Consider the following 23,556-nt stretch of genomic DNA (forward strand, 5'->3'; position numbering starts at 1 on the left):
TTACCCACTTATCCAGCCGCAATGTAGCGGCGGAACCGGTGATCTGTGTCGCTCAGGGGACCCTCAGGGAAACCGGGCCGTCCTGGCGGCCGGGAGCCTCAGGGAAACGTGGCGCTCCTGGCGGCCAGGAGTCGCAGGGAGGCCGGGCCGTCCTGGCGGCCAGGACCCTAGGGAAACCGGGCCGTCCGGATCACCCGGACCGCCCCGGCCCTCCTGGCTGTCCTGGCTCTCCGTACCGCCCCGGCCCTCCTGGCTGTCTCGGCCCTCCGGACCGCCCCGGCCCCACCGGACGCCCTCAGCGCGCTCCCGGGCGTACGCGCGAGGATCGCGAGGTCCAGGCCGATCCAGTGGTGCTCCACGTAGTGCTGGTCGAGCAGCGCCGTCTCGTCCCACGGCAGCTCCGAGTGGCGCCGTACCTGCGCGAGCCCGGTCAGGCCGGGCCGTACGAGCTGCCGCCAGGGCGCCGCGCCCGCGGGGGAGCCGGTCTTCAGGGGCGCCGGCCCCACCAGGGACAGCTCGCCCCGTACGACATGGGGCAGCCGGGAGAGCAGGTCGAGCCGGAAGAGGCGGGTGCGCAGGGAACTCAGCAGGAAGGGGTGGCCGTTGAGTCCTGTGCGGTAGTCGCGTACGAAAACGCCCCCGGCCGGCCGGGACAGCGCGAGGGTGAGGGCGGCCGCCGCGAGCAGGGGCGCGGTCAGCGCCAGGAGGGCCGAGCCGAGGGTCAGATCCAGCAGGCGCTTGGGCTCCGGGAGGTGGGGCGGGCGCCATGCCGTGGGGCGTCGCTTCAAGGTCACACCTGACCGTTCTGTTCGCTATATCTGCTCTATTACGTTCAGCTACGTTCAGCGGTAGTTTCGTTTGTTTTGGTGCTTTTGCCACGGAACGATCGCATGGTGAAGGTGTGAGGATCGGGTAGGCGGGCCCCTCAGGCGCGTCCGGAGGTGTCCCGAGACCGGTCCGGCGCACGATAGTTGAGTCTCATCGACTCAGGTCCTTTGACTCCCCGGGATCCGTCATGCATCCTTGAGTCAGTTCCACTCAAGTCAGCTGGAGGAATCGAAATGGCACGTGCGGTCGGCATCGACCTGGGCACGACTAACTCCGTCGTCAGCGTTCTCGAAGGCGGCGAGCCCACCGTCATCACCAACGCCGAAGGCGCCAGGACCACGCCGTCCGTCGTCGCCTTCGCCAAGAACGGCGAGGTGCTCGTCGGCGAGGTCGCCAAGCGCCAGGCAGTCACGAACGTCGACAGGACCATCCGGTCGGTCAAGCGCCACATGGGCACCGACTGGAAGATCAACCTGGACGGCAAGGACTTCAACCCGCAGCAGATGTCGGCCTTCGTGCTGCAGAAGCTGAAGCGGGACGCGGAGTCGTACCTGGGCGAGAAGGTCACCGACGCGGTGATCACCGTCCCCGCGTACTTCAACGACTCCGAGCGTCAGGCCACCAAGGAGGCCGGCGAGATCGCGGGCCTCAATGTGCTGCGTATCGTCAACGAGCCGACGGCGGCCGCCCTGGCCTACGGGCTCGACAAGGACGACCAGACGATCCTGGTCTTCGACCTCGGTGGCGGCACCTTCGACGTCTCGCTGCTGGAGATCGGTGACGGCGTCGTCGAGGTGAAGGCCACCAACGGTGACAACCACCTCGGTGGTGACGACTGGGACCAGCGCCTCGTGGACTTCCTGGTGAAGCAGTTCGCCAACGGCCACGGCGTGGACCTCTCCAAGGACAAGATGGCTCTCCAGCGTCTCCGCGAGGCCGCGGAGAAGGCGAAGATCGAGCTGTCGTCCTCGTCCGAGACGACGATCAACCTGCCCTACATCACGGCGTCCGCCGAGGGCCCGCTGCACCTCGACGAGAAGATCACGCGCTCGCAGTTCCAGCAGCTGACCGCGGACCTGCTCGACCGCTGCAAGACCCCGTTCCACAACGTCATCAAGGACGCCGGCATCCAGCTGTCCGAGATCGACCACGTGGTGCTCGTGGGTGGTTCGACGCGTATGCCCGCCGTCGCGGAGCTCGTCAAGGAGCTGACCGGTGGCCGCGAGGCCAACAAGGGTGTCAACCCCGACGAGGTCGTCGCCATCGGCGCCGTGCTCCAGGCCGGTGTCCTGAAGGGCGAGGTCAAGGACGTCCTGCTCCTCGACGTCACCCCGCTGTCCCTCGGTATCGAGACCAAGGGCGGCATCATGACCAAGCTGATCGAGCGCAACACGACGATCCCGACGAAGCGTTCGGAGATCTTCACGACGGCCGAGGACAACCAGCCGTCGGTGCAGATCCAGGTCTACCAGGGCGAGCGCGAGATCGCGGCGTACAACAAGAAGCTCGGGATGTTCGAGCTGACCGGTCTGCCGCCCGCGCCGCGCGGTGTGCCGCAGATCGAGGTCGCCTTCGACATCGACGCCAACGGCATCATGCACGTGGCCGCGAAGGACCTCGGCACCGGCAAGGAGCAGAAGATGACCGTCACCGGTGGCTCCTCGCTGCCGAAGGACGAGGTCAACCGGATGCGTGAAGAGGCCGAGCAGTACGCGGACGAGGACCACCGCCGCCGCGAGGCCGCGGAGACCCGCAACCAGGCCGAGCAGCTCGTCTACCAGACGGAGAAGTTCCTCAAGGACAACGAGGACAAGGTCCCCGGCGACATCAAGACCGAGGTCGAGACGTCCATCGCCGAGCTGAAGGAGAAGCTCAAGGGCGAGGACACCGCCGAGATCCGTACCGCCACGGAGAAGGTCGCGGCCGTCTCCCAGAAGCTCGGACAGGCGATGTACGCCGACGCCCAGGCGTCCGCGGGCGCGGGCGGCGAGGGTGCCGAGGCCGGCGCGGGCGCCGGGCAGGCCAAGGCCGATGACGACGTCGTCGACGCCGAGATCGTGGACGACGAGAAGCCCAAGAAGGACGGTGCGGCGTGACGGAGGAGACCCCGGGCTTCGAGGAGAAGCCCGACGTTCCCTCCGGCGCGACCCCCGAAGATGCCGCGTCGAAGGGCGCCGAGTCCGACTCCGCAGCGGAGCCGGGCCCGGCGTCCCCGGGCGGGGACGTACAGGAAGTCGCCCTGACGGCGCAGCTGGACCAGGTCCGTACGGCGCTCAACGAGCGCACGGCAGACCTCCAGCGGCTCCAGGCCGAGTACCAGAACTACCGCCGCAGGGTGGAGCGCGACCGGGTCACGGTCAAGGAGATCGCCGTCGCGAGTCTGCTGACCGAACTGCTCCCGGTCCTGGACGACATCGGCCGGGCGCGCGACCACGAGGAACTGGTCGGCGGGTTCAAGTCGGTGGCCGAGTCGCTGGAAGCGGTCACGGTCAAGCTGGGCCTCCAGCAGTTCGGTACGGAGGGCGAGCCCTTCGATCCGACGATCCATGAGGCCCTGATGCACTCGTACGCGCCGGATGTCACGGAAACGACGTGCGTCGCGATCCTCCAGCCTGGGTACCGGTTCGGCGAGCGGACGATCAGGCCCGCCCGCGTCGCGGTGGCCGAGCCCCAGCCGGGGGCCCAGCCCAAGGGCGCGGACGAGCCCGCGGAGTCCGCCGGCGACAAGGAGAGCGGTGGCCCGGAAGAGGGCTGACGCGGCGGGCGGTGCGGTGGCAGGAGCAGGCGGAGAGGAGGGACGTCGGGAATGAGCACGAAGGACTTCGTGGAGAAGGACTACTACAAGGTTCTCGGCGTCCCCAAGGACGCCACCGAGGCCGAGATCAAGAAGGCGTACCGGAAGCTCGCCCGCGAGTTCCACCCGGACGCCAACAAGGGCGACCTCAAGGCCGAGGAGCGCTTCAAGGAGATCTCCGAGGCGAATGACGTCCTCGGGGACCCCAAGCGGCGCAAGGAGTACGACGAGGCGCGCGCCCTCTTCGGCAACGGGTTCCGGCCGGGGCCCGGTGCCGGGGGCAACGGCTCGTTCAACTTCGACCTGGGCGACCTCTTCGGCGGTCGTCCGGGCGGCGGCCCGCAGGGCGGACCCGGCGCGGGCGGCCTCGGCGGCGGTCTCGGGGACGTCTTCGGCGGGCTCTTCAACCGGGGCGGCGCCGGGACCCGTACGCAGCCGCGCCGCGGCCAGGACATCGAGTCCGAGGTGACGCTCAGCTTCACCGAGGCGGTCGACGGGGCCACGGTCCCGCTGCGGATGTCCAGCCAGGCGCCCTGCAAGGCGTGTTCGGGCACGGGCGACAAGAACGGCACGCCGCGGGTCTGCCCGACCTGTGTGGGCACGGGACAGGTCTCGCGCGGCACCGGCGGCGGCTTCTCGCTGACCGACCCCTGTGTGGACTGCAAGGGCCGTGGGCTGATCGCCCAGGACCCGTGCGAGGTCTGCAAGGGCAGCGGGCGCGCCAGGTCCTCGCGGACCATGCAGGTGCGCATCCCGGCGGGTGTCAGCGACGGGCAGCGGATCCGGCTGCGCGGCAAGGGCGCTCCGGGCGAGCGCGGCGGCCCCGGCGGAGACCTGTATGTCGTCGTCCATGTCGACGCCCATCCGGTCTTCGGCCGCAAGGGCGACAACCTCACGGTGACCGTGCCCGTCACGTTCACGGAGGCGGCGCTCGGCGGCGAGGTGAAGGTGCCGACCCTGGGCGGTCCCCCGGTCACGCTCAAGCTTCCGGCGGGGACACCCAACGGCCGTACGATGCGCGCCCGCGGCAAGGGCGCGGTGCGCAAGGACGGCACCCGCGGCGACCTGCTGGTCACCGTCGAGGTCGTCGTCCCCAAGGACCTCGACGCACCCGCGCGGGACGCGCTGGAGGCCTACCGGAAGGCGACCGCGGACGAGGACCCGCGGGCGGAGCTGTTCCAGGCGGCGAAGGGAGCATGACCTCATGGACGGGCGGCGTCGGCAGTCTTCATCGTTCACCAGGGCGTATCAGCTGACCGAGGAAACGCCGGTGTACGTCATCTCGGTGGCGGCACAGCTCTCCGGGCTGCACCCGCAGACGCTCAGGCAGTACGACCGCCTCGGCCTGGTCTCCCCGGACCGCACGGCGGGCAGGGGACGCCGCTACTCGGCCCGTGACATCGAGCTGCTCCGCCAGGTGCAGCAGCTGTCGCAGGACGAGGGCATCAATCTGGCCGGCATCAAGCGGATCATCGAGCTGGAGAACCAGGTCGCGGCGCTCCAGGCGCGGGTCGCCGAACTGTCGGCGGCGGTGGACGGCGCGGCGACGGCGATGCGCCAGCGCGAGGCGCAGGTGCATGCCTCGTACCGCCGGGACCTGGTGCCGTACCAGGACGTGCAGCAGACGAGCGCGCTGGTGGTGTGGCGGCCCAAGCGGCCGACGGACTGAGCCGACGCTTCTTTGAGGCGGATGTGAGCGGGCGGGCGCCCGGTCGGGGATTCCCGGCCGGGCGTTTCGCGTGGCCGTGGTGCCGAGCGGCCGGGGCGGGCCGGTCAGCCGAGCTTCCGCTCGTCCGCGGCGGCCTCCGAGCTCCACCACACGCCGAGCGCGAACTGGGTGTTCACGCCCACTGCTTCGTAGAGCTTGTTCAGATCGCTGTTGACGGTGCGCAGGCTGACGCCCAGCTCGGTGGCGATCTGCTTGAGGGTGCGGCCCTCGCGGAGCTTGTTGAGGATGCGGCGGGACCGGCCCGTCGTGACTGTCTCCGCCTTGCGTAAGAGCCGGCCGCCGGCCCAGGGCTCGGCGCGCTCCCACTGCTGCTCGTAGATGTGGTGCAAGAGAGCCACCATCCCGGGGTGTGTCACCTTGAAGGCGATGTCTCTGTTCGGCTCGCCCCGGTGGTCGGCGACTACGGCGAGTTTGTCGTCCACAAGGATCATGCGTTCAAAGGCCGTGGCAACGGTGCGTACTTCCGCGCCGTGCTCGCTTACCGTCGCGGCCCACTCCTGCTCCCCGGGCCGGGTACGAGCGGTGTCCGGATAGAGCGTCTGGAAGGCGACACCACGCCGCAGGACTTTGACATCGGACTCGGCTGCCTTGCGCAGAATCTCGGCCTTTCTGTCCTGTGGATGTGCCGTACGAATACGCGACCTCGCGGAATCCATCGCCTGCGAAATCGTGGAGGTGACGATATCGAGCCGGTCGAGAAACTCGATGCCGTCCACGCTCGATGACTTGGTGTTTCTCAGCTCGCGCCTCAGCTCACCGTGCAGATCGGAGAGTTGGCGCATGCGCTGGAGATGCTCGGCGATACCGGCGCGTTCCGCGGCGAGGGCGGTTTGCTCGGCGTGCGACAGGTCCGATAAACCCCACAGGTCGCAATGCGGGTTGTGCACTGCCAACCCGAGGGCGGCCAGCTCCGCGCGCCCGGGATCGGCGCTTTCGACCTGATCACCCTGGACGAGCCGGTGCAGCAGGGCGCGCGCTTCTTCCGACATGTCAAACGGTGGCATTTTTGGTGGTTTTATGTCTGTTTCTTCCACTTATTTCTCCCTGCATGATTCTGTAGTGCATGCTCGTGCAATTACATTTCGCTTGGTCCGCGAGATCCTGAAATGCAGTCTAAGGGAGGCGATGGTGACTGCCATGAATTCTCACAATGGCCGGGTGAACTTTGCGAGTCAGGACATGGGTTCGCGCATTCGGTGCAGATACGATTTCGGTGCGAGCTCCCGAACTTGGTTGGCGACCCGGAATGAAAAGAATTTGGCAGAGTCGTCCTGAAGGCATAATTGGTCAACTCAAGGGAAGACACATGAGATCTGCGCGTCTGACTGTCCTGCGTGAGCCCGGTCGCCGCATAGGCACCGTTGTGCTCGGTGCTGCCACCGTGCTCGGCGTTCTCATCGCGCCCGCCCATGCGGCAAGCTGGTCCGGCTCCCTGTCGAATGCCGGTCCAGGCTTCGAGTCCCGTCGCTGGACTGACGGTGGCGGGACCACCGGCACTACGGCCTTTCGGGTGTGAACGTCTGGGTCAGGTCGCTGACCGTTACGTACTGAGCACCCTTCCTCTTCTCCCGGGGTGCGCCGCACTGAGCGGGCGCACCCTGGCGGGAGGTTCCCCTTTCTGTTCATGAGGTATCCCCCGTGCCCTTGCACTACCAGTCCTGCACCTTCCGTTACGGCCGCAGGTCACGTCCGGTCCTCGACCGGCTCGATCTGGCGTTCTCGCCCGGCCACACCGTCCTTCTCGGCCCCAACGGCGCCGGCAAGAGCACCCTGCTCTCTCTCGGCGCCAGCGCCTCGATGCCGCGTTCGGGACACATCCGGTACGGGGAGCTCGACCCGGCCAACCGCACGCAGGCGCGGGCCTATCGGAGGAAGGTTTCCTGGCTGCCTCAGCATCCCGGGTTCCTTCCCGGGCTGACGTGCAGGGAGCATGTGGCGTATGTGGGCTGGCTCAAGGGCATGCGGGAGCGTGACGCCTGGCACGCGGCGACGGAGGCAATCGAACGAGTCGGCCTCACCGGAAAGGTCAATAGCAAAATCAAGACATTGTCCGGTGGCCAGCAACAGCGGATCGCTATCGCACAGGCGCTCGTCCATGACGCCGAATTGCTGCTTCTCGACGAGCCAACCGTCGGGCTCGACCCGCAGCAGCGGCGCCGGTTCCTCGACTTGCTGATTTCGCTGCGTGGCAGGGTCCACGTGATCGTGTCCACTCACGACATCGGCGACCTCGACGAGGCTTTCGACGAGGTTGTGGTCCTTGAATCGGGAAAACCGCGGTTCAGGGGTACGGTTGAGGCCTTCGCCGGCCACGCCGCCCCGGACAGTGCGCCGGGCCGACGCCTGGAGAGCGCCTACGCGTCGCTCTTGGAGGCGGCCGAGTGATTACCTGGGCAAATCTCCGCGCCTCGGCCGCACCCTGGCTGGTGCTGCCCATCCTGGTTTACGCGGGCCTGTACATCGGCGACGCCACCTCCACCGGACCATCGCGGTACGGGGTTCAGTCCGGTGAACTGGCCGCCCAGGCCATCGCGGTCATCGCCCCGGCAGTGGCGGGAGCCGCCGCGTGGGAAGCGGGCCGCCACCGACTGCTCGGCGCTTTGAGTGTCACCGGCCAACGAAGAGCGGTACGGCGGCTCTTGCGGGCTGCTGTCCCGGTCCTGATCCTGCTGCTCGTCCTCGTCATCGGCGCGCTCGTCGTGGCCTACCGGGCGGTGGGCGTATTGCCCGGAGGGGCCGGGTGGCTCGCTGTGGCGCACCTGATCGTGCTCTCCCTCGGTTGGCTGGTCATCGGCTGGTGCCTCGGACTCATCATGCCCAGGAGTGTCGCGGCACCCGCTGCCGGGATCGGGTGCTGGGCGTGGCTGTCCATGCCGCACGCGACGTCCAACCCCTGGGTGCGTCACCTGGGTGGCTTCATCGACGGGCTGTCGACCGTCACCGATGTGCGCACCCCTGCTGTGTATGTAGTGCCCTGGGGTGTTGTCGCCGGCCTGGCCCTCGCGTTCTGGGTTCTGGCCCGGATGCGCCGACGCGCCTGGGCGGTCGCTGTCGCCTTCGCTGTGGCGGCGGCCACCTTCACCACCGGCCGCGCCTTGGTGGTCGACTGGGGCTACCAGCGCCCGACTAGCCCCCGTAGCGTCGCCATGGCCTGTACCGGGCAAGAACCGAGAGTGTGTGTACCACCGGAGTACAAGCCGTACGCCGAACAGTTGCGACGAGACGCCCTGGCCCCGGTCAACAAGCTGAAAAATGCGGGAGTAGCTGTCCCGGAAGAACTGCGCGTCACCTCCGCGAAGGTTCCGCTCAAGCCGGGCACATGGCCGTTGTACTGGTCGCTGCCTCCGCTCGGCGGTGGCCAGGACTCCGGCCAGTACGCCGCGGACCTGGCGGAATCGGCGGTAACCGGGACAGCCACCCTTGCCGGCGTGGACGACTGCCGGCAGCCGGGCTCGCCTGCGGCCGCCTGGGCGGCCCTGGTGCTCGGAGTGGATTCACAGGCTGTGCAGGCAGGGCTGCCCCCTACGGAATGGGCGGCACTCCAAAAGATCCGCCGGCTTCCGGCTGAAGAGCAGGCGGACTGGTTCACCAGGACAGCCGTGAGTCAGAAGCGCTGCGACAAGGCCATCTCATGAACCGCTACGCCATCACTGTGCGCCACTGGTGGGTCGTTCCCGCGGCGCTGGCCCTGCTCGTCGTGGTCTGTTGGACGGTGGGGGCGAGTGAAGTCCCTGTCCCGAGCCTGATCGGTGGCATGGGCAGCGCTCAACTCGCCTATTTCAGCCCTGTCCTGATCGTCCTCGCTGTCATGTACTGCCTGGAACGCCAGTTGCGTGAAGCGGAGATCACAGCGGTCCTGTCCGTCCGCCGGTTCGATCAAGGCGCCATCGTTCTCACCGCGGTTCTCGCCCACGCGGCCGGAGTGGTGGTGGGAATGGACGTCGCCCGCAACGTCACCCTCCTTCTCGCCCTCGGGCTCGTCACGCGCCGCCTCGCCAACGAAGCCACGGCGGCAGCGGCGGGACTGATGTTCCTCATCATCAACCTCATCCTCGGCCGCGCCTACAACCCCGATGGCTACACGACCCACACGTGGTGGGCCGTTGCCCTCTACCCTGCCGGCAGCCTGACCGCGTGGCTGGTCGCGGTCGCCCTGCTCGCACTCGCACTTCCGTTGGCATTGTCAGGGACTCCGGCCTCTCGTCGATGACTACTGATCCGACCCCCAGAGGGTTCCGTCCGAGGCGAGGGCGCATGTGGGGGAGCGGAGGCAGCTGTGGACGACTACGTCGTGGCGAGGGCGCATGTGGACGACTACGTCGTGGCGATGTGCCTGGCCTTGTCGGGGGCTATGGGCGACGGGGTCAGGTTTCCTGGTCGAGGATTCCCGACTGCGCGATGAGATATCCGAGTTGGGCGCGGCTACCGCTGCCGAGGGTGGTGGCGAGTTTGGCGATGTGCGCGCGGCAGGTGCGTACGTTCATTCCGAGTCGGCGGGCGATGGCCTCGTCCACGTATCCCTCGATGAGGAGCTTGGCGATGGAGCGCTGGACGCCGGTGATGCCGACGGGAGTCGGCTCATAGGAGACCGGTTCTGTGAGAGGGGTGGCGCGGCGCCACAACTGCTCGAAGACCTGCGCGAGATAGTCGACGAGCCCCGGGTGGCGCAGTTCGAGGGCGACCTGCCGGTCGGAACGGGCCGGTATGTACGCGACCGTGCGGTCGAAGACGATCAGCCGCTCGATCAGTTCTTCCAGCGTCCGTATCTCGACCTTGCCCTCGGCCAGCCGCTCCGCGTAGGCGAGTGTGCCCTGGCTGTGCCGGACGGTGTGCTGGTACAGAGTGCGGATGCTGACGCCGCGGTCCACCACCGACCGGCCCCGCTCCAGGGCCTGGGCGAGCACGTGTGCGCTGCGTCCGCCGCCGGGTTGCACTGTGAGTACTTCGGTCCTGCACTCGGCGGTGGAGAGGTCGAGCGCGGCGTTGATCCGGCTGTCGCCTTCCAGGACCGTGATCGCATGTGTCGTGGGCGGGTCCTGGGCGCTGATGGTCATGAACGGCTCGAAAGCGTCGGTCAGTTCGATGGCGAAGTGCCGACGCTCCTGGATCTCACGCTCGATGGGGTGGAGACGCTGGGCCAATGCCGCGGAGGGCGGAACTGGGCGTAGCCAGTCAGGGTCGTCGGGATCGGGGTGCAGAAGCGGAAATTCCATGAGGCAGGGAGCCGCTGCGGCCTCGCTCCGGGCGATCCGCCCGGAGCGCAGCGCGCTGGCGTAAATCCGTCTGCCGTCGTTGCACAGCTCAGTCACAGCGTGGGGATGTGTCTGTTTTGTGTCGTTTGCTGGCAAAGCTCCACCCCCCAGGGTCCTGAACATACAGGAACATGATGCCTCGTCCCGGTGGTGTTGACGTGTCCGGGTGAGACATCGTCTAGATGGCGGGGGAGAGGAATCCATCAAGTGAGGACGAAGCCGACTATGTACAAGAGAATGCTTCGCGCGGTGGTTGTCACTGCTTTCTCTGCGGCTCTGGCCTATGGTGCGCTGGCTGTTGGGGCGGACATTGGCTGGAACACAACGCCTGCCGGAACTGTCGCCCAGGATGTGGAGTCGGGCGGCGACATCGGATGGGGCGTGGCGCCTGCCGGAACCCAGGACTCGGGTGACATCGGCTGGAACCTGACAGCCGCCGGATCCACCGCTGTGAGCCAGGAGCCCGGTGACATCGGCTGGGTGACCCCGCAGGAGACGCCAGGAGACATCGGCTGGGACATCACGTCCGCCGACACCAGCGCATGACTGTCCCGCCGGACGACCGGGTCTTCCGGCGCGAGATGGCCACGGCCTACCGGTCGGGTTGGCACTTCATCGATCTCGTCACCGCTATTCCCCACCGTGGCGACTCGTTGATGGTCACCCTCTTCGGAGAGCCGATCGTCGTCGTACGCGAGGAGGACGAGGACGTCCGTGCCTACCGTTGCCTTCGGAGGCCGCGGGGGGCTCCGCAGCCGGTCCGGTGTGCCATCCGCTACGACATGATCTTCGTCAACCTCGACCAGCGTGACCACCAGCTGGTCGGATCGAATACCACCATCGCCACCCCCCGCAGTGCCTGAGCGATTCCCCCGTCGTTGTAAATCGCTCAGGCGCTTCCCCCACACAACGGCGCCATCGTGGACCTGAAACACGATGGCGCCGTTGTGCTTTCCGCCTTCGGGCCGCCGGGCCCGCCGGGCCCCGCGGTCTTCCCGGGCCCCGAGGTCTTCCCGGCCGCCGGGGTCAGCAGCGGCCGAGCGCCCGTTCCAGGGCGATCTCGATGACGACCCGGTCCGGGTTGGGCGTCGGCGTACGGCCGTACCGCGCCGCGTAGCGGCTCACCGCGTCCGCGACCCCCTCCGGGTCCGTACGGACCGTGGCGCGGCCCTCCAGCGTCGCCCAGTGGCGCTTCTTGAACTGGCACACCGCCACCCGCGCGCCCTCCGGGCCCGCCGCCAGGATGTTGGCGACCTTCGTGCTGTTCTTGTTGCTGATGACGCGGGCGAGTCCCGCTTCCGGGTCGTACGTCACGCCCACCGGCACCACGTGCGGACTGCCGTCCGGACGCAGTGTGGTGAGGGTGCACAGGTGGTGCTCGCGCCAGAAGGCGAGAAAATCGGGGCTGGGATCGCGTACGTCATGGGCCATGCCGGAAGCGTAGGACGGTGGCGCCCCCGGGGCGGCGCGCACGTGGGCACGGACGCCGGCATGGACGCGGGCGGGTGGCGGGCGGTGCGCGGACGCCGTGCGGTGCGCGGGCGGCGGGCGGTGCGGGGGCGGCGGGCGGCGCGCGGTGCGGGCGCGGAAATCCACGCGCGGTACGGGCGCGGAAACCCCGGAGAGCGGCCCCGTTTCAGGCTTGAGTGGAATAGACTCAACTTTGCGCACGTTCCCGATGTCAGGGTCGGATGGAGGCCCGAGGTCTGTGCAGGAGAGGAGAGGGCGCACGTGGACGCCGAGCTGACCAACAAGAGCCGGGATGCGATCAATGCCGCCACCAACCGGGCCGTGGCCGCCGGGCATCCCGATCTGACCCCCGCGCATCTGCTGCTCGCGCTGCTGGAAGGCCAGGACAACGAGAACGTCACCGACCTGCTGGCCGCCGTCGAGGCGGACCAGGCCGAGGTACGGTCCGGAGCGGAGCGGCTGCTGGCCGCACAGCCCAGCGTGACCGGATCCACCGTCGCGCCCCCGCAGCCCAACCGTGAGCTGCTCGCCGCCATCAACGACGCGGCGCGCCGGGCCAAGGAGCTGGGGGACGACTACCTCTCCACCGAGCACCTGCTGATCGGCGTCGCGGCCAAGGGGGGCCAGGCCGGGGAGATGCTCGACCGGCTGGGGGCCGGCGCCGGGAGACTGCTGGACGCGTTCGAGAAGACAAGGGGAGGGCGCCGGGTGACCACACCCGACCCGGAGGGTCAGTACAAGGCCCTGGAGAAGTTCGGTACCGATTTCACCGCGGCGGCCCGCGAGGGCAAGCTCGACCCGGTCATCGGCCGGGACCAGGAGATCCGGCGTGTGGTGCAGGTGCTGTCACGCCGTACGAAGAACAATCCGGTGCTGATCGGCGAGCCGGGCGTCGGCAAGACCGCCGTCGTCGAGGGACTCGCACAGCGCATTGTCAAGGGCGACGTGCCGGAGTCCCTGAAGAACAAGCGGCTGGTTTCGCTGGACCTCGGGGCGATGGTGGCGGGCGCCAAGTACCGCGGTGAGTTCGAGGAGCGGCTCAAGACCGTCCTCTCCGAGATCAAGTCCAGCGACGGCCAGATCATCACCTTCATCGACGAACTCCACACCGTCGTGGGCGCGGGCGCTGGCGGCGACTCCGCCATGGACGCCGGGAACATGCTCAAGCCGATGCTGGCCCGCGGCGAGCTGCGGATGGTCGGCGCGACCACGCTCGACGAGTACCGCGAGCGGATCGAGAAGGACGCGGCGCTGGAGCGGCGCTTCCAGCAGGTGCTGGTCGCCGAGCCGACCGTCGAGGACACCATCGCGATCCTGCGCGGGCTCAAGGGCCGCTACGAGGCCCACCACAAGGTGCAGATCGCGGACGCGGCGCTGGTCGCCGCCGCGACGCTCTCCGACCGCTACATCACCTCGCGCTTCCTGCCCGACAAGGCTATCGACCTCGTGGACGAGGCCGCGTCCCGGCTGCGGATGGAGATCGACTCCTCGCCGGTCGAGATCGACGAGCTCCAGCGCTCCGTCGACCGCCTCCGCATGGAGGAGCTGGCGCTCAAGAACGAGTCCGACCCGGGCTCCAGGCAGCGGCTGGAGAAGCTCCGCCGCGACCTCGCCGACCGCGAGGAGGAGCTGCGCGGCCTCAACGCCCGCTGGGAGAAGGAGAAGCAGGGCCTCAACCGCGTCGGTGAGCTGAAGGAACGCCTGGACGACCTGCGCGGCCAGGCCGAGCGCGCACAGCGCGACGGCGACTTCGACACCGCCTCCAAGCTGCTGTACGGCGAGATCCCCGGCCTGGAGCGGGAGCTGGAGGAGGCGTCCGAGGCGGAGCAGGTGGCGGCCAAGGAGCCCACCGACAAGCTGGTCAAGGAGGAGGTCGGCCCGGACGACATCGCCGATGTGGTCGGCTCCTGGACCGGCATCCCGGCCGGCCGGCTGCTGGAGGGCGAGACGCAGAAGCTGCTGCGCATGGAGCAGGAGCTGGGCAAGCGGCTGATCGGCCAGACCGAGGCGGTCCGGGCCGTGTCCGACGCGGTACGCCGTACCCGCGCCGGCATCGCCGACCCCGACCGCCCCACCGGGTCCTTCCTCTTCCTCGGCCCGACCGGGGTCGGCAAGACCGAGCTGGCCAAGGCGCTCGCGGACTTCCTCTTCGACGACGAGCGCGCCATGGTCCGTATCGACATGAGCGAGTACGGCGAGAAGCACTCGGTGGCCCGGCTGGTCGGCGCGCCTCCCGGCTATGTCGGCTACGAGGAGGGCGGCCAGCTCACCGAGGCCGTGCGCAGGCGCCCGTACTCGGTGATCCTGCTGGACGAGGTGGAGAAGGCCCACCCCGAGGTCTTCGACATCCTGCTCCAGGTCCTGGACGACGGCAGGCTCACCGACGGCCAGGGGCGGACGGTGGACTTCCGCAACACCATCCTCGTCCTGACGTCGAACCTCGGCAGTCAGTTCCTGAGCGGGCAGGGCCTGACCGAGCCGCTGACCAGCGAGGAGACCAGGAAGCAGCAGGTCCTTGCGGTGGTGAGGAGCACCTTCAAGCCGGAGTTCCTGAACCGTCTCGACGATCTGGTGGTCTTCTCCGCCCTCTCGCGCGACGAACTGGCGCACATCGCCAAGCTCCAGATCGACCGCCTGGCCCGCCGCCTCGCGGAGCGTCGGCTCACCCTGGAGGTCACCCCGGCGGCGCTGGAATGGCTGGCCGACGAGGGCAACGACCCGGCCTACGGAGCGCGGCCGCTGCGCCGCCTGGTGCAGACGGCGATCGGTGACCGGCTCGCGAAGGAGATCCTCGCGGGCGAGGTCACGGACGGCGACACGGTCCGGGTGGACCGGTTCGAGGACGGCCTGATCGTGGGCGCGGCGACGACGGATTCCCCCGAGCCGGCGGCGTCCCCTGAACCGGCGGCGTCCCCTGAACCGGTGGCCTCTCCCGAACCGACGGAGCCGGCGGAGCCCGGGGCACGGACGGAGTCCGGCAAGACGCTGTGAGTGTGCGGGGTCCCGGGGGCCGGTACGCGCGCGGGCGTGCGTACCGGCCCCTTTGTGTGCCGGATCGGCGGGCCGGGGTTGCCAGGGCCTCCCTGCTATGGGGGAGGATGGAAGGAACCGTACGAAGGGAAATACACGGTGAGCATCGACCCGTCCTCGATTCCGAATTTCGGGGGACAGCCCCAACCGCAGGGTGCAGGACCGGCGGGCCCCGTCGTCCCCGACCAGGACCTGGTCAAGCAGCTCCTCGAACAGATGGAGCTGAAGTACGTCGTCGACGACGAGGGTGACCTCGCGGCGCCGTGGGAGGAATTCCGTACGTACTTCATGTTCCGCGGCGAGGACGACCAGCAGGTCTTCTCGGTGCGGACGTTCTACGACCGGCCGCACCCGATCACGGACAAGGCGAAGGTCCTCGACGCGATCGACGACTGGAACCGCCGCACGCTGTGGCCCAAGGTCTACACCCACATCCACGAGGAGGGTGACGGTCCGCCCACCGTCCGGCTCATCGGCGAGGCCCAGATGCTGATCGGCATGGGGGTCAGCCTGGAGCACTTCGTGTCGTCCACGGTCAGCTGGGTGCGCGCGTCGATCGAGTTCGACAAGTGGCTCGTCGAGCAGTTCGGCCTGGAGCCGGGCGACGAGAAGCCCGAGGACGCCTGAGTCCGCGGACCGCGCCGAACGACAGCCCGGCCGGCGCCGCGATCGTTTGTGACCGCGGCCCCGGGCCGGGCTCCCGTGTGCCGCGGGCGCGGGTGCTACCGCCCGCGCAGCCGTGACACGGCCTCCTCCAGGACGTCGGTCCGCTTGCAGAAGGCGAACCGTACGAACGGCGCGCCCTGCTCCCGGTGGTCGTAGAAGACGGCGTTGGGTACGGCGACCACGCCGCACCGCTCCGGCAGGGCGCGGCAGAACGCGAAGCCGTCGCTCTCCCCGAGCGGCCGGATGTCGGTCGTCACGAAGTAGGTGCCGGCCGGGCGGTAGACCTCGAAACCGGCCGCCGCCAGGCCCGCCGAGAGCAGATCGCGCTTGGCGCGCAGATCGGCGCGCAGCCCTTCGAAGTAGCTCTCGGGCAGGCGCAGGGCCTCGGCGATCGCGTACTGGAACGGGCCCGACGCCACGTACGTCAGGAACTGCTTGGCGGAGCGCACCGCCGTCACCAGCTCCGGCGCGCCCGTCGCCCAGCCCACCTTCCAGCCGGTGAACGAGAAGGTCTTGCCCGCCGAGCCGATCGTCAGGGTCCGCTCGCGCATGCCGGGGAACGAGGCGATCGGGATGTGCTCGCCCTCGAAGACCAGGTGTTCGTACACCTCGTCGGTGACGACCAGCAGATCGCGTGCGACGGCGAGTTCCGCGACGGCGGCCAGTTCCTCGCGGCTGAGGACCGTGCCGGTGGGGTTGTGGGGGGTGTTGAGGAGGATGAGGCGGGTGCGGTCGGTGACGGCGTCCCGCAGCTCGTCCAGGTCCAGGTGGTAGGCGCCGTCCCGGGGGCGCAGCGTGACCGGGACGCGGGTGCCGCCCGCCATGCCGATACAGGCGGCGTACGAGTCGTAGTACGGCTCCAGCGCGATCACCTCGTCACCCGGCCCGACCAGGGCGAGCAGCGCGGCGGCGATCGCCTCGGTGGCGCCCGCCGTGACCAGGACCCCGGTGTCCGGGTCGTGGGCCAGCCCGTAGCGTTTCAGCTGGTGTTCGGCGATCGCGGTGCGCAGTTCCGGGATGCCGGGACCCGGCGGGTACTGGTTGCCCTTGCCCTCGCGCAGCGCCCGTACCGCCGCTTCCCTGACCTCCTCGGGGCCGTCGGTGTCGGGGAAACCCTGGCCGAGGTTGATCGCGCCGGTGCGTACGGCCAGCGCCGACATCTCCGCGAAGATCGTGGTGCCGCCGAGCCATTCTTTGGTCATGGCCGCCATCCTGTGCCGAACCTCTGGAGTTGCTCAAGTCGGCTTTGGGCGCGGGGCACCGGGGGGACATCCACGTCACGCAACAAGTTCACGCGGATGCCAGTCAGTACGGAGCGGGCCGCGCGCGGGCGCGGGGGCTTCGTTCACGGGGGAACAGAAGGACGGTGAGGACGATGCTGGGCGTAGGAGTCGTGGTCGTACTGGTCGCGGTCGCGTTCGTCGGGGTCGTGGCGAGTGTGAGCAGCAGCGCGGACAAGCGCAGGAAGCCGCGTCTGAAGGCGAGGAGCCGCGCGTCGGCCCCCTCGCTGCGGAAGGGCGCCAAGCGCCGGTCCCGGAACAGCTGGTGGGACAGCGGCAGCAGCAGTGGTTCGGACGGTGGCGGTGGTTCCGACGGTGGCGGTGGTTCGTCATGCGGCGGGGGGAGTTCGTCGTGCGGCGGTGGTTCGTCGTGCGGTGGTGGCGGGGGTTGTGGCGGAGGAGGCAGCTGACACGGGGCAGCTGATCCACTGTCAGGATGGTGCCCGGCGGGGAACGAACTCCCGCCGGGCATCTCCGTGTTGAGTGAACTGACCGTTCGGGCGGGCTCTCCGCCCGTTTTCGGTTGAACAGTTGAACCCTTGGGCCCCCGAGGGGATGGAAACCCCTTCAAGTTGGGTAAAAACACTGTGAGCGTCGCGTACTTCGTGATTCCCTCGCTGTTGAGAGCTTCCAGCCCTCGGGCCTGATACGGAACCGAGCAGGCGATCTCCCCCCACAAGCCACTCGCTCATCGTCCGGGACATCCCCGGTTCACCCGTCAAGCGTGTTTGCGGAGCCGACCCATGCTCACCACCCTCAATACCGCCTACACCGACACCCGCGCCGCTGATCTGGCCTGGGCGTTGGGCCGGGAGCCGGTCCCCGCCCTGGCCGTCCTCGACCTCGATCTCGCGGGCGCCGCGCTCCAGCTGAGGCTGCTCGGCGCCTCTCACCAGGTGATTCTGGAGGAGGAGCGGGGCACCTGCTCCGAGACCGTCGCCTGCATCCCGGGCAGTAGCACACCGCTGCCGCTCGGTGTCTCCAAACGGCTCGGGGACTGGGAGTACGAATTCGCCGCGCGCGTCGAGACGCTCTCCCAGGGCTCGTTCGCCGGGCGCGCGCAGGAGCTGCTCGCACTGGTCGCCGACCATCCGAACGGATTGGCGGGGACGTTCCCCGGTGCCCCGAACGCCTTCACCGCGATGCTGGCGCAGCGCGACGGCGGCCAGGTCCGCTGGCGTACGTGGCATGCGTATCCACAGGAAGGCCGCCTGGTCGTCACTCGGACGCGGGTAGGGGTCCGTATGCCTGCGGTGCTGTAGATGCACCCGTGTGGGTGACAAACCGCAATGAATTCGTGACGTAGCGTTACGAACATGATCGAGCAGTCCGTGTCCTCGCCGCCACGAGGTGGCGCGCGGCTTCCCGTGCGCGCGGACGCGGGGCGTTATCTGATCCTCTCCGTGGTCTTCGTCTGCGCCGCGTGCGGGCTGGTGTACGAGCTGGAGCTGGTCGCGCTCGCCTCGTACCTGATCGGGGACTCCGTCACGCAGGCCTCGGTCGTCCTCTCGGTGATGGTCTTCGCGATGGGCGTCGGCTCGCTGCTCGCCAAGCGGCTGCGCTGCCGCGCCGCGTTCGGATTCGGCCTGCTGGAAGCGGCGTTGGCGCTGCTGGGAGGTTGCTCCGCGCTGGTGCTGTACGCGAGCTTCATATGGCTGGGGGAGTCCCGCTACGCACTCGTCGGCTTCTCGCTGGCCACCGGCGTCCTCATCGGCGCCGAGATCCCGCTGCTGATGTCGCTCATCCAGCGGTTCTCCCGGCAGGACGCGGAGGGGACGGTCGCGGATCTCTTCGCGGCCGACTATGTGGGCGCGCTCGTCGGCGGGCTGGCCTTCCCGTTCCTGCTGCTGCCCTGGCTGGGACAGCTGACGGGCGCGCTGCTGACGGGCGCGGTGAACGCGGTGGCGGGGGGCGGGCTGGTGCTCTGGCTCTTCCGGCGCGATCTGACGTCGCGCTCACGCTGGGTGCTGGTGATCGTCAACGCACTGGTGCTGGCCCTCCTCGCCACGGCGGCCGTCCTGGTGGACGACTTCGAACGGGCCGCGCGGCGGGCGGTCTATGGCGAGCAGGTGCGGGTCGCCATCCATACCGACGTCCAGGACGTCGTCATCACGGGAGGAGGGAGCGGGCCGCTGGAGCTGTATCTCGACGGGCGGCTGCGGGTCAGCGCGCGCGACGAGTTCCGCTACCACGAGGCGCTGGTCCATCCCGCGATGCGCGGGCCGCACGCGCGCGTGCTGATCCTGGGCGGGGGCGACGGGCTGGCCGCGCGTGAGGTCCTGCGGTACGGGGACGTCCGCGAGGTCACGGTGGTCGAGCTGGACCCGGGCGTCGTCCGGCTGGCCCGCACGGATCCCGCGCTGCGGGAACTGAACCGGGAGGCGTACGGGGACGGGCGGGTGCGGACGGTGTACGCGGACGCGTTCACATGGCTGCGGAGCGTGGACGCCCGAGGCGTCTGGGGCGGGCGGTACGACGTGGTCATCTCGGATCTGCCGAATCCCGGGGTCACGGCGAGCACCAAGCTGTACTCCGAGGAGTTCTACGGCCTCGCCACGCGCGTGCTGGCGGACGGCGGGCGGCTGGCGGTGCACGCGGGGTCACCGGCGACGCAGCGGCACACGTACTGGACGGTGGACGCGACGCTGCGGGCGGCCGGGTTCAGGACCACGCCGTACCACGCGACGGGGTGGCCGTCGGGCTTCGCGGCGGGCCCCGACCGGGTCAAGGACGGCGCGCCCGCCGTGAGCGACTGGGGGTTCGACCTGGCGGAGGTGGGCGCGAGTCCGAGGCTGGGTCTGGCGCGGGACGCGCCGCGGCTGCGGTCGCTGGAGGGGGCGGCGCTGGCGGCGGGGGCGAGGGGGATGGAGCGGACGAGAGTGCGGGGGCTGCCGCCGTCGACGCTGGTGCATCCGCGGTACGGGGGGTGACGGGCGCCTCCCGGCGCTGCGCCTGCGGCGGGGGTGCGGTTGTCGTGGGGGGGCCGGGGTCCGGGGGCTCCGGCCCCGCCAAAACCCAGCCGTACCCACGCCGCTGCCGGACGGCGCACCGCGCAACCCGGCGACAACGCGCACACGGAAACCGGCCCCCGCCGAGGCGCACCCCTACTCACGCCCCCCGCCGGAAGGCGAGGCGCACCGCCGGGAGGCGAACGGGGCTACGCTCGGGGGTTATGGAGCATGAGGTGTTCGTTCCGGTGGCGGCGGAGGCTCTTCGGCAGGCGCTCGCGGACCCCGTCCGTGTCGCCCGTTGTGTGCCCGGACTTCAGCACGACGCGGAGGAGTCGGCAGGGCCGCTCTCCGGCCGGATGAAGGTGCGGATCGGCGGCCACACGATCACCTACCGCGGCACGCTCACGCTCGCCGAGCGGGACGGTGTCTTCGAGATGGAGGGCGAGGGCGTGGAGGTCCGCGGTACGGGCTCCGCCAAGTTGACGCTCACCGTGCGGCTGATGGAGACGCCGGACGGTACGACGCTCGCGTTCACCGGCGGCTCGCGTTCGGAGGGGCGGCTCGCGGAGGTGCCCGCCGAGACGACGACCGCCGCGGCGCGTCGGCTGCTGGACCGTTTCGTCGCGCGGCTGGGGGAGGAGACGGAGCCCCCGGAGGACATCCTGTCCGTGGCGGAGGTACTGCCGGAGTTCGGCCCCGAGCCGCCGCCGCTCGCGCTCGGCGGGGAGACCGTCTCCGGTGAGGGGGACTTCATCATTCCGGATGAGCCGCCGGCCGAGGCCGCGCATGCCCGGCGCACCATGATCGGGCGCAGCGCGGAGGAAGTGGATCACGCGCCGCCGCGGGGGCGTTACGCGCCCGTGCCCGCGCCCGACGCCGGTGGCGCGCGGGCCACGCTGCGCTGGGTCGCGCCCGCCGCCGCGCTCGCGCTCGCCTCCGCCGTGGTGGTCGGACGGGCACTGCGCCGGCGCAAGTAGTGTCGTGGTGTGAGTAGCAGCGAAGAGAGCATCCGACTGGCGGCGGGCGACGCCGAGTTGACCATCACTCCGGCCAACGGCTGCCGGATCAGCAGTCTGCGCATCGGCGGGACCGAACTGCTGCGCCAGGGCGAGCGGTACGGCTGCTTCCCGATGGTGCCGTGGTGCGGGCGGATCGAGAACGGCCAGTTCCGCAACGGCGGGGTCGTCCATCAGATGCCGCTCAACTCCCCGCCGCACGCGATCCATGGCACCGGCCGGGACACGGCCTGGCGTACGGCGCGGGCGGACGGGAGCGAGGCGGTGTTCACGTACGACCTCGTGGACCCCTGGCCGTACAGCGGCCGGGTCACCCAGACCTTCGAGCTGACCGAGGACTCGCTGACGCTCGGGCTCGGGGTGGAGACGTACGACACATCCTTCCCGGCGCAGGCCGGCTGGCACCCGTGGTTTCTGCGCAATCTGGGGCAGAGCGACGCGCGTGTCGACTTCGACCCGGCCTGGCAGGAGGAGCGCGGGGCCGACCATCTGCCCACCGGCCGCCGGATCACCCCGCGCCCGGGGCCGTGGGACGACTGCTTCGGCATGCCCGACGGCGTCGATGTGACCCTGACCTGGCCCGAGCAGCTGGAGCTGAAGATCACGAGCCGCGCCGAGTGGGTCGTCGTCTACGACGAGCAGGCGGAGGCGGTCTGTGTGGAGCCGCAGTCGGGCCCGCCGAACGGGCTCAATACGGCGCCCCGGCTGGTCACCCCCGTGGAGCCGCTGGAGATCGCGGCCACCTGGCGCTGGCAGCGGCTCTGAGGAGACCACTTAAGCTCATGGCCATGACTGACGTACGGGCTGAGCTGCTGCAACTGATCAAGGACAAGGCCGTGGTCCACGGCAAGGTGACCCTCTCCTCGGGGCTTGAGGCCGACTGGTACATCGACCTGCGCCGGATCACGCTGGACGGTCATGCCGCACCGCTGGTCGGTCAGGTCATGCTCGACGCCACCGCCGATCTGGACTTCGACTGCGTCGGCGGGCTGACGCTGGGCGCCGACCCGGTGGCGACATCGATGCTGCACGCCGCCGCCGCCCGCGGGCAGCGGCTCGACGCGTTCGTCGTCCGCAAGGCGCAGAAGGCGCACGGCCTCCAGCGCCGGATCGAGGGCACGGAGGTCAAGGGGCGCCGCTGTCTGGTGGTCGAGGACACCTCGACCACGGGCGGCTCGCCGCTGACGGCGGTCGAGGCGGTACGCGAGGCCGGTGGCGAGGTCGTCGCGGTCGCGGTGATCGTGGAGCGGGGGGCCGCTCCGGCGATCGCGGAGGCAGGGCTTCCGTACCTCAATGTCTACGCACTGGATGAACTCGGCCTCGGCTGAGCTGCGTTTTCGTCCGAGTCCCGGCCGTTTCACGTGAAACAGCCGGGACTCGGGTGGAGTCCGTACAGGAGTCTGGAAAGATGGGGGTGACGATGACGTCGCCCCCAGGTCAGGGACAAGCACCTCTCACCCGCACATCACAAGGAGCGGCCCGATGCCCATCGCAACCCCCGAGGTCTACGCCGAGATGCTCGATCGGGCGAAGGCAGGCAAGTTCGCCTACCCGGCCATCAATGTGACCTCGTCCCAGACCCTGCACGCCGCACTGCGTGGCTTCGCGGAGGCCGAGAGCGACGGCATCATCCAGATGTCCACCGGTGGTGCGGAGTTCCTGGGCGGCCAGTACAACAAGGACATGGTGACCGGCGCGGTCGCCCTCGCCGAGTTCGCGCATATCGTCGCCGCGAAGTACGACATCACCGTCGCGCTGCACACGGACCACTGTCCCAAGGACAAGCTCGACGGCTATGTCCGTCCGCTGCTCGACATCTCCGCCGAGCGCGTCGCCGCCGGCCGTAACCCGCTCTTCCAGTCGCACATGTGGGATGGCTCCGCCGAGACCCTCGCCGACAACCTGGCCATCGGCGAGGAACTGCTCGCCAAGGCCGCCGCCGCCAAGATCATCCTTGAGGTCGAGATCACCCCGACCGGCGGCGAGGAGGACGGCGTCAGCCACGAGATCAACGACGAGCTGTACACCACGGTCGAGGACGCGCTGCGCACCGCCGAGGCCCTCGGTCTCGGTGAGAAGGGCCGCTACCTGCTGGCCGCGTCCTTCGGCAATGTCCACGGCGTCTACAAGCCGGGCAATGTCGTGCTCCGCCCCGAGCTGCTCAAGGACCTCCAGGACGGCGTGGCCGCGAAGTACGGCAGGGCCGCCGGCAGCCAGCCCTTCGACTTCGTCTTCCACGGCGGTTCCGGCTCCACGGCCGAGGAGATCGCCACCGCGCTGGAGAACGGCGTCGTGAAGATGAACCTCGACACCGACACCCAGTACGCCTTCACGCGGCCCGTCGCGGACCACATGCTGAAGAACTACGACGGCGTGCTGAAGGTCGACGGCGAGGTCGGTTCCAAGAAGACCTACGACCCGCGGACCTGGGGCAAGCTCGCCGAGGCCGGCATGGCCAAGCGCGTCACCGAGGCGTGCGGCGCGCTGCGTTCCACGGGCACCAAGCTGAAGTAACGCGCGGGAGCGGTATCCCGCGTACG

The 23,556-nt window shown here is 69.4% G+C and carries 22 protein-coding genes and 1 pseudogene; 17 read left to right on the top strand and 6 right to left on the bottom strand.

Annotated elements, in window-relative coordinates; translation table 11 throughout:
- Positions 1-167: 167 nt before the first annotated feature.
- The gene (locus ACZ7LS_RS15325; RefSeq protein WP_382668955.1) at positions 168-794 is read right to left on the bottom strand and encodes a sugar transferase; all 627 of its coding nucleotides are present in this window, start codon (positions 792-794) and stop codon (positions 168-170) included.
- A gap of 267 nt (positions 795-1,061) precedes the next feature.
- On the opposite strand from ACZ7LS_RS15325, the gene dnaK reads away from it, so the two are divergent.
- From dnaK to ACZ7LS_RS15345, 4 genes are read left to right on the top strand one after another with little or no spacing between them, the layout of a single operon-like run.
- On the top strand, positions 1,062-2,924 hold the full coding sequence (dnaK, locus tag ACZ7LS_RS15330; protein WP_382524279.1) for a molecular chaperone DnaK: 1,863 nt from the start codon (positions 1,062-1,064) through the stop codon (positions 2,922-2,924).
- Positions 2,921-3,583 (top strand): nucleotide exchange factor GrpE, encoded by a 663-nt coding sequence (gene grpE, locus ACZ7LS_RS15335; RefSeq protein WP_382524280.1) that lies wholly within the window; start codon positions 2,921-2,923, stop codon positions 3,581-3,583. Before dnaK ends, grpE begins: the two co-directional genes overlap by 4 nt.
- Before the next feature lie 51 nt (positions 3,584-3,634).
- Positions 3,635-4,822: a molecular chaperone DnaJ gene (dnaJ, locus tag ACZ7LS_RS15340; RefSeq protein ID WP_382524282.1), complete on the top strand. Its 1,188-nt coding sequence runs from the start codon at positions 3,635-3,637 to the stop codon at positions 4,820-4,822.
- Positions 4,823-4,826: 4 nt separating this feature from the next.
- The gene (locus ACZ7LS_RS15345; RefSeq protein WP_129769915.1) at positions 4,827-5,291 is read left to right on the top strand and encodes a heat shock protein transcriptional repressor HspR; all 465 of its coding nucleotides are present in this window, start codon (positions 4,827-4,829) and stop codon (positions 5,289-5,291) included.
- Positions 5,292-5,395: 104 nt separating this feature from the next.
- Here the strand turns inward: ACZ7LS_RS15345 and ACZ7LS_RS15350 are convergent, their stop codons facing one another.
- The gene (locus ACZ7LS_RS15350) at positions 5,396-6,385 is read right to left on the bottom strand and encodes a hypothetical protein (protein WP_385131307.1); all 990 of its coding nucleotides are present in this window, start codon (positions 6,383-6,385) and stop codon (positions 5,396-5,398) included.
- Positions 6,386-6,989: 604 nt separating this feature from the next.
- Here ACZ7LS_RS15350 and ACZ7LS_RS15355 point away from each other — a divergent pair.
- Genes ACZ7LS_RS15355 through ACZ7LS_RS15365 form a run of 3 tightly spaced genes read left to right on the top strand, consistent with a single transcriptional unit; the run spans position 6,990 to position 9,561 of the window.
- Entirely contained in the window at positions 6,990-7,736 is a 747-nt protein-coding gene (locus tag ACZ7LS_RS15355; protein ID WP_382524288.1) for an ABC transporter ATP-binding protein, read from the top strand.
- Positions 7,733-8,986 carry a DUF7224 domain-containing protein gene (locus ACZ7LS_RS15360; protein ID WP_385131310.1) on the top strand — a complete coding sequence of 418 codons (1,254 nt, stop codon included), beginning with the start codon at positions 7,733-7,735 and terminating at the stop codon, positions 8,984-8,986. The genes ACZ7LS_RS15355 and ACZ7LS_RS15360 overlap by 4 nt, the downstream gene beginning before the upstream one ends.
- Positions 8,983-9,561, top strand: coding sequence for a hypothetical protein (locus ACZ7LS_RS15365; RefSeq protein WP_382668938.1), 579 nt, complete (start codon positions 8,983-8,985; stop codon positions 9,559-9,561). Before ACZ7LS_RS15360 ends, ACZ7LS_RS15365 begins: the two co-directional genes overlap by 4 nt.
- Positions 9,562-9,715: 154 nt before the next feature.
- Here the strand turns inward: ACZ7LS_RS15365 and ACZ7LS_RS15370 are convergent, their stop codons facing one another.
- The gene (locus tag ACZ7LS_RS15370) at positions 9,716-10,726 is read right to left on the bottom strand and encodes a helix-turn-helix transcriptional regulator (RefSeq protein ID WP_382524293.1); all 1,011 of its coding nucleotides are present in this window, start codon (positions 10,724-10,726) and stop codon (positions 9,716-9,718) included.
- A 102-nt stretch (positions 10,727-10,828) separates the two neighbouring features.
- On the opposite strand from ACZ7LS_RS15370, the gene ACZ7LS_RS15375 reads away from it, so the two are divergent.
- Together ACZ7LS_RS15375 and ACZ7LS_RS15380 are read left to right on the top strand one after the other, a co-directional pair.
- Positions 10,829-11,149 (top strand): 5'-nucleotidase, encoded by a 321-nt coding sequence (locus ACZ7LS_RS15375; RefSeq protein ID WP_382524295.1) that lies wholly within the window; start codon positions 10,829-10,831, stop codon positions 11,147-11,149.
- A complete protein-coding gene (locus ACZ7LS_RS15380) occupies positions 11,146-11,466 on the top strand; it encodes a Rieske (2Fe-2S) protein (protein ID WP_030353182.1) in 321 nt (106 codons plus the stop codon). The genes ACZ7LS_RS15375 and ACZ7LS_RS15380 overlap by 4 nt, the downstream gene beginning before the upstream one ends.
- A gap of 163 nt (positions 11,467-11,629) precedes the next feature.
- On the opposite strand, the gene ACZ7LS_RS15385 is transcribed toward ACZ7LS_RS15380, so the two are convergent.
- Positions 11,630-12,034: a pyridoxamine 5'-phosphate oxidase family protein gene (locus ACZ7LS_RS15385; RefSeq protein ID WP_382668933.1), complete on the bottom strand. Its 405-nt coding sequence runs from the start codon at positions 12,032-12,034 to the stop codon at positions 11,630-11,632.
- Positions 12,035-12,334: 300 nt separating this feature from the next.
- On the opposite strand from ACZ7LS_RS15385, the pseudogene clpB reads away from it, so the two are divergent.
- A pseudogene (gene clpB / locus ACZ7LS_RS15390) lies at positions 12,335-14,941 on the top strand (ATP-dependent chaperone ClpB); the annotation flags it as partial.
- Between the two features lie 261 nt (positions 14,942-15,202).
- Complete coding sequence (locus ACZ7LS_RS15395; protein ID WP_129769910.1) at positions 15,203-15,730, top strand: type III secretion system chaperone family protein; 528 nt, start codon at positions 15,203-15,205, stop codon at positions 15,728-15,730.
- Positions 15,731-15,825: 95 nt separating this feature from the next.
- On the opposite strand, the gene ACZ7LS_RS15400 is transcribed toward ACZ7LS_RS15395, so the two are convergent.
- Together ACZ7LS_RS15400 and ACZ7LS_RS15405 are read right to left on the bottom strand one after the other, a co-directional pair.
- Positions 15,826-16,971, bottom strand: a complete 1,146-nt coding sequence (locus tag ACZ7LS_RS15400) for a pyridoxal phosphate-dependent aminotransferase (protein ID WP_382668930.1) — start codon at positions 16,969-16,971, stop codon at positions 15,826-15,828.
- A 103-nt stretch (positions 16,972-17,074) separates the two neighbouring features.
- The gene (locus ACZ7LS_RS15405; protein ID WP_382524301.1) at positions 17,075-17,293 is read right to left on the bottom strand and encodes a hypothetical protein; all 219 of its coding nucleotides are present in this window, start codon (positions 17,291-17,293) and stop codon (positions 17,075-17,077) included.
- Positions 17,294-17,792: 499 nt separating this feature from the next.
- On the opposite strand from ACZ7LS_RS15405, the gene ACZ7LS_RS15410 reads away from it, so the two are divergent.
- From ACZ7LS_RS15410 to fbaA, 6 genes are all read left to right on the top strand, one after another.
- Positions 17,793-18,311, top strand: coding sequence for a DUF2617 family protein (locus ACZ7LS_RS15410; protein WP_382524303.1), 519 nt, complete (start codon positions 17,793-17,795; stop codon positions 18,309-18,311).
- Between the two features lie 54 nt (positions 18,312-18,365).
- A complete protein-coding gene (locus tag ACZ7LS_RS15415; protein ID WP_385131316.1) occupies positions 18,366-19,979 on the top strand; it encodes a polyamine aminopropyltransferase in 1,614 nt (537 codons plus the stop codon).
- Positions 19,980-20,221: 242 nt separating this feature from the next.
- The gene (locus ACZ7LS_RS15420) at positions 20,222-20,977 is read left to right on the top strand and encodes an SRPBCC domain-containing protein (protein ID WP_385136899.1); all 756 of its coding nucleotides are present in this window, start codon (positions 20,222-20,224) and stop codon (positions 20,975-20,977) included.
- A 9-nt stretch (positions 20,978-20,986) separates the two neighbouring features.
- Positions 20,987-21,781 (top strand): aldose epimerase family protein, encoded by a 795-nt coding sequence (locus ACZ7LS_RS15425; protein ID WP_382524309.1) that lies wholly within the window; start codon positions 20,987-20,989, stop codon positions 21,779-21,781.
- 23 nt (positions 21,782-21,804) lie between these two features.
- A complete protein-coding gene (gene pyrE / locus ACZ7LS_RS15430; protein WP_382524311.1) occupies positions 21,805-22,344 on the top strand; it encodes an orotate phosphoribosyltransferase in 540 nt (179 codons plus the stop codon).
- 154 nt (positions 22,345-22,498) lie between these two features.
- Entirely contained in the window at positions 22,499-23,530 is a 1,032-nt protein-coding gene (fbaA, locus tag ACZ7LS_RS15435; RefSeq protein ID WP_382524313.1) for a class II fructose-bisphosphate aldolase, read from the top strand.
- Positions 23,531-23,556 lie beyond the last annotated feature (26 nt).

Source organism: Streptomyces sp. NPDC039430 (genome assembly GCF_055639435.1).

What these genes read in the sequence shown, in the direction of transcription:
- ACZ7LS_RS15410 (WP_382524303.1), top strand. Translation starts at nt 17,793, where the DNA reads ATGCTCACCACCCTCAATACCGCCTACACCGACACCCGCGCCGCTGAT.
- fbaA (WP_382524313.1), top strand. Translation starts at nt 22,499, where the DNA reads ATGCCCATCGCAACCCCCGAGGTCTACGCCGAGATGCTCGATCGGGCG.
- ACZ7LS_RS15345 (WP_129769915.1), top strand. Translation starts at nt 4,827, where the DNA reads ATGGACGGGCGGCGTCGGCAGTCTTCATCGTTCACCAGGGCGTATCAG.
- ACZ7LS_RS15380 (WP_030353182.1), top strand. Translation starts at nt 11,146, where the DNA reads ATGACTGTCCCGCCGGACGACCGGGTCTTCCGGCGCGAGATGGCCACG.
- dnaK (WP_382524279.1), top strand. Translation starts at nt 1,062, where the DNA reads ATGGCACGTGCGGTCGGCATCGACCTGGGCACGACTAACTCCGTCGTC.
- ACZ7LS_RS15375 (WP_382524295.1), top strand. Translation starts at nt 10,829, where the DNA reads ATGTACAAGAGAATGCTTCGCGCGGTGGTTGTCACTGCTTTCTCTGCG.
- ACZ7LS_RS15415 (WP_385131316.1), top strand. Translation starts at nt 18,366, where the DNA reads ATGATCGAGCAGTCCGTGTCCTCGCCGCCACGAGGTGGCGCGCGGCTT.
- ACZ7LS_RS15385 (WP_382668933.1), bottom strand. Translation starts at nt 12,034, where the DNA reads ATGGCCCATGACGTACGCGATCCCAGCCCCGATTTTCTCGCCTTCTGG.
- ACZ7LS_RS15400 (WP_382668930.1), bottom strand. Translation starts at nt 16,971, where the DNA reads ATGACCAAAGAATGGCTCGGCGGCACCACGATCTTCGCGGAGATGTCG.
- pyrE (WP_382524311.1), top strand. Translation starts at nt 21,805, where the DNA reads ATGACTGACGTACGGGCTGAGCTGCTGCAACTGATCAAGGACAAGGCC.
- ACZ7LS_RS15370 (WP_382524293.1), bottom strand. Translation starts at nt 10,726, where the DNA reads ATGTTCAGGACCCTGGGGGGTGGAGCTTTGCCAGCAAACGACACAAAA.
- ACZ7LS_RS15420 (WP_385136899.1), top strand. Translation starts at nt 20,222, where the DNA reads ATGGAGCATGAGGTGTTCGTTCCGGTGGCGGCGGAGGCTCTTCGGCAG.
- ACZ7LS_RS15365 (WP_382668938.1), top strand. Translation starts at nt 8,983, where the DNA reads ATGAACCGCTACGCCATCACTGTGCGCCACTGGTGGGTCGTTCCCGCG.
- dnaJ (WP_382524282.1), top strand. Translation starts at nt 3,635, where the DNA reads ATGAGCACGAAGGACTTCGTGGAGAAGGACTACTACAAGGTTCTCGGC.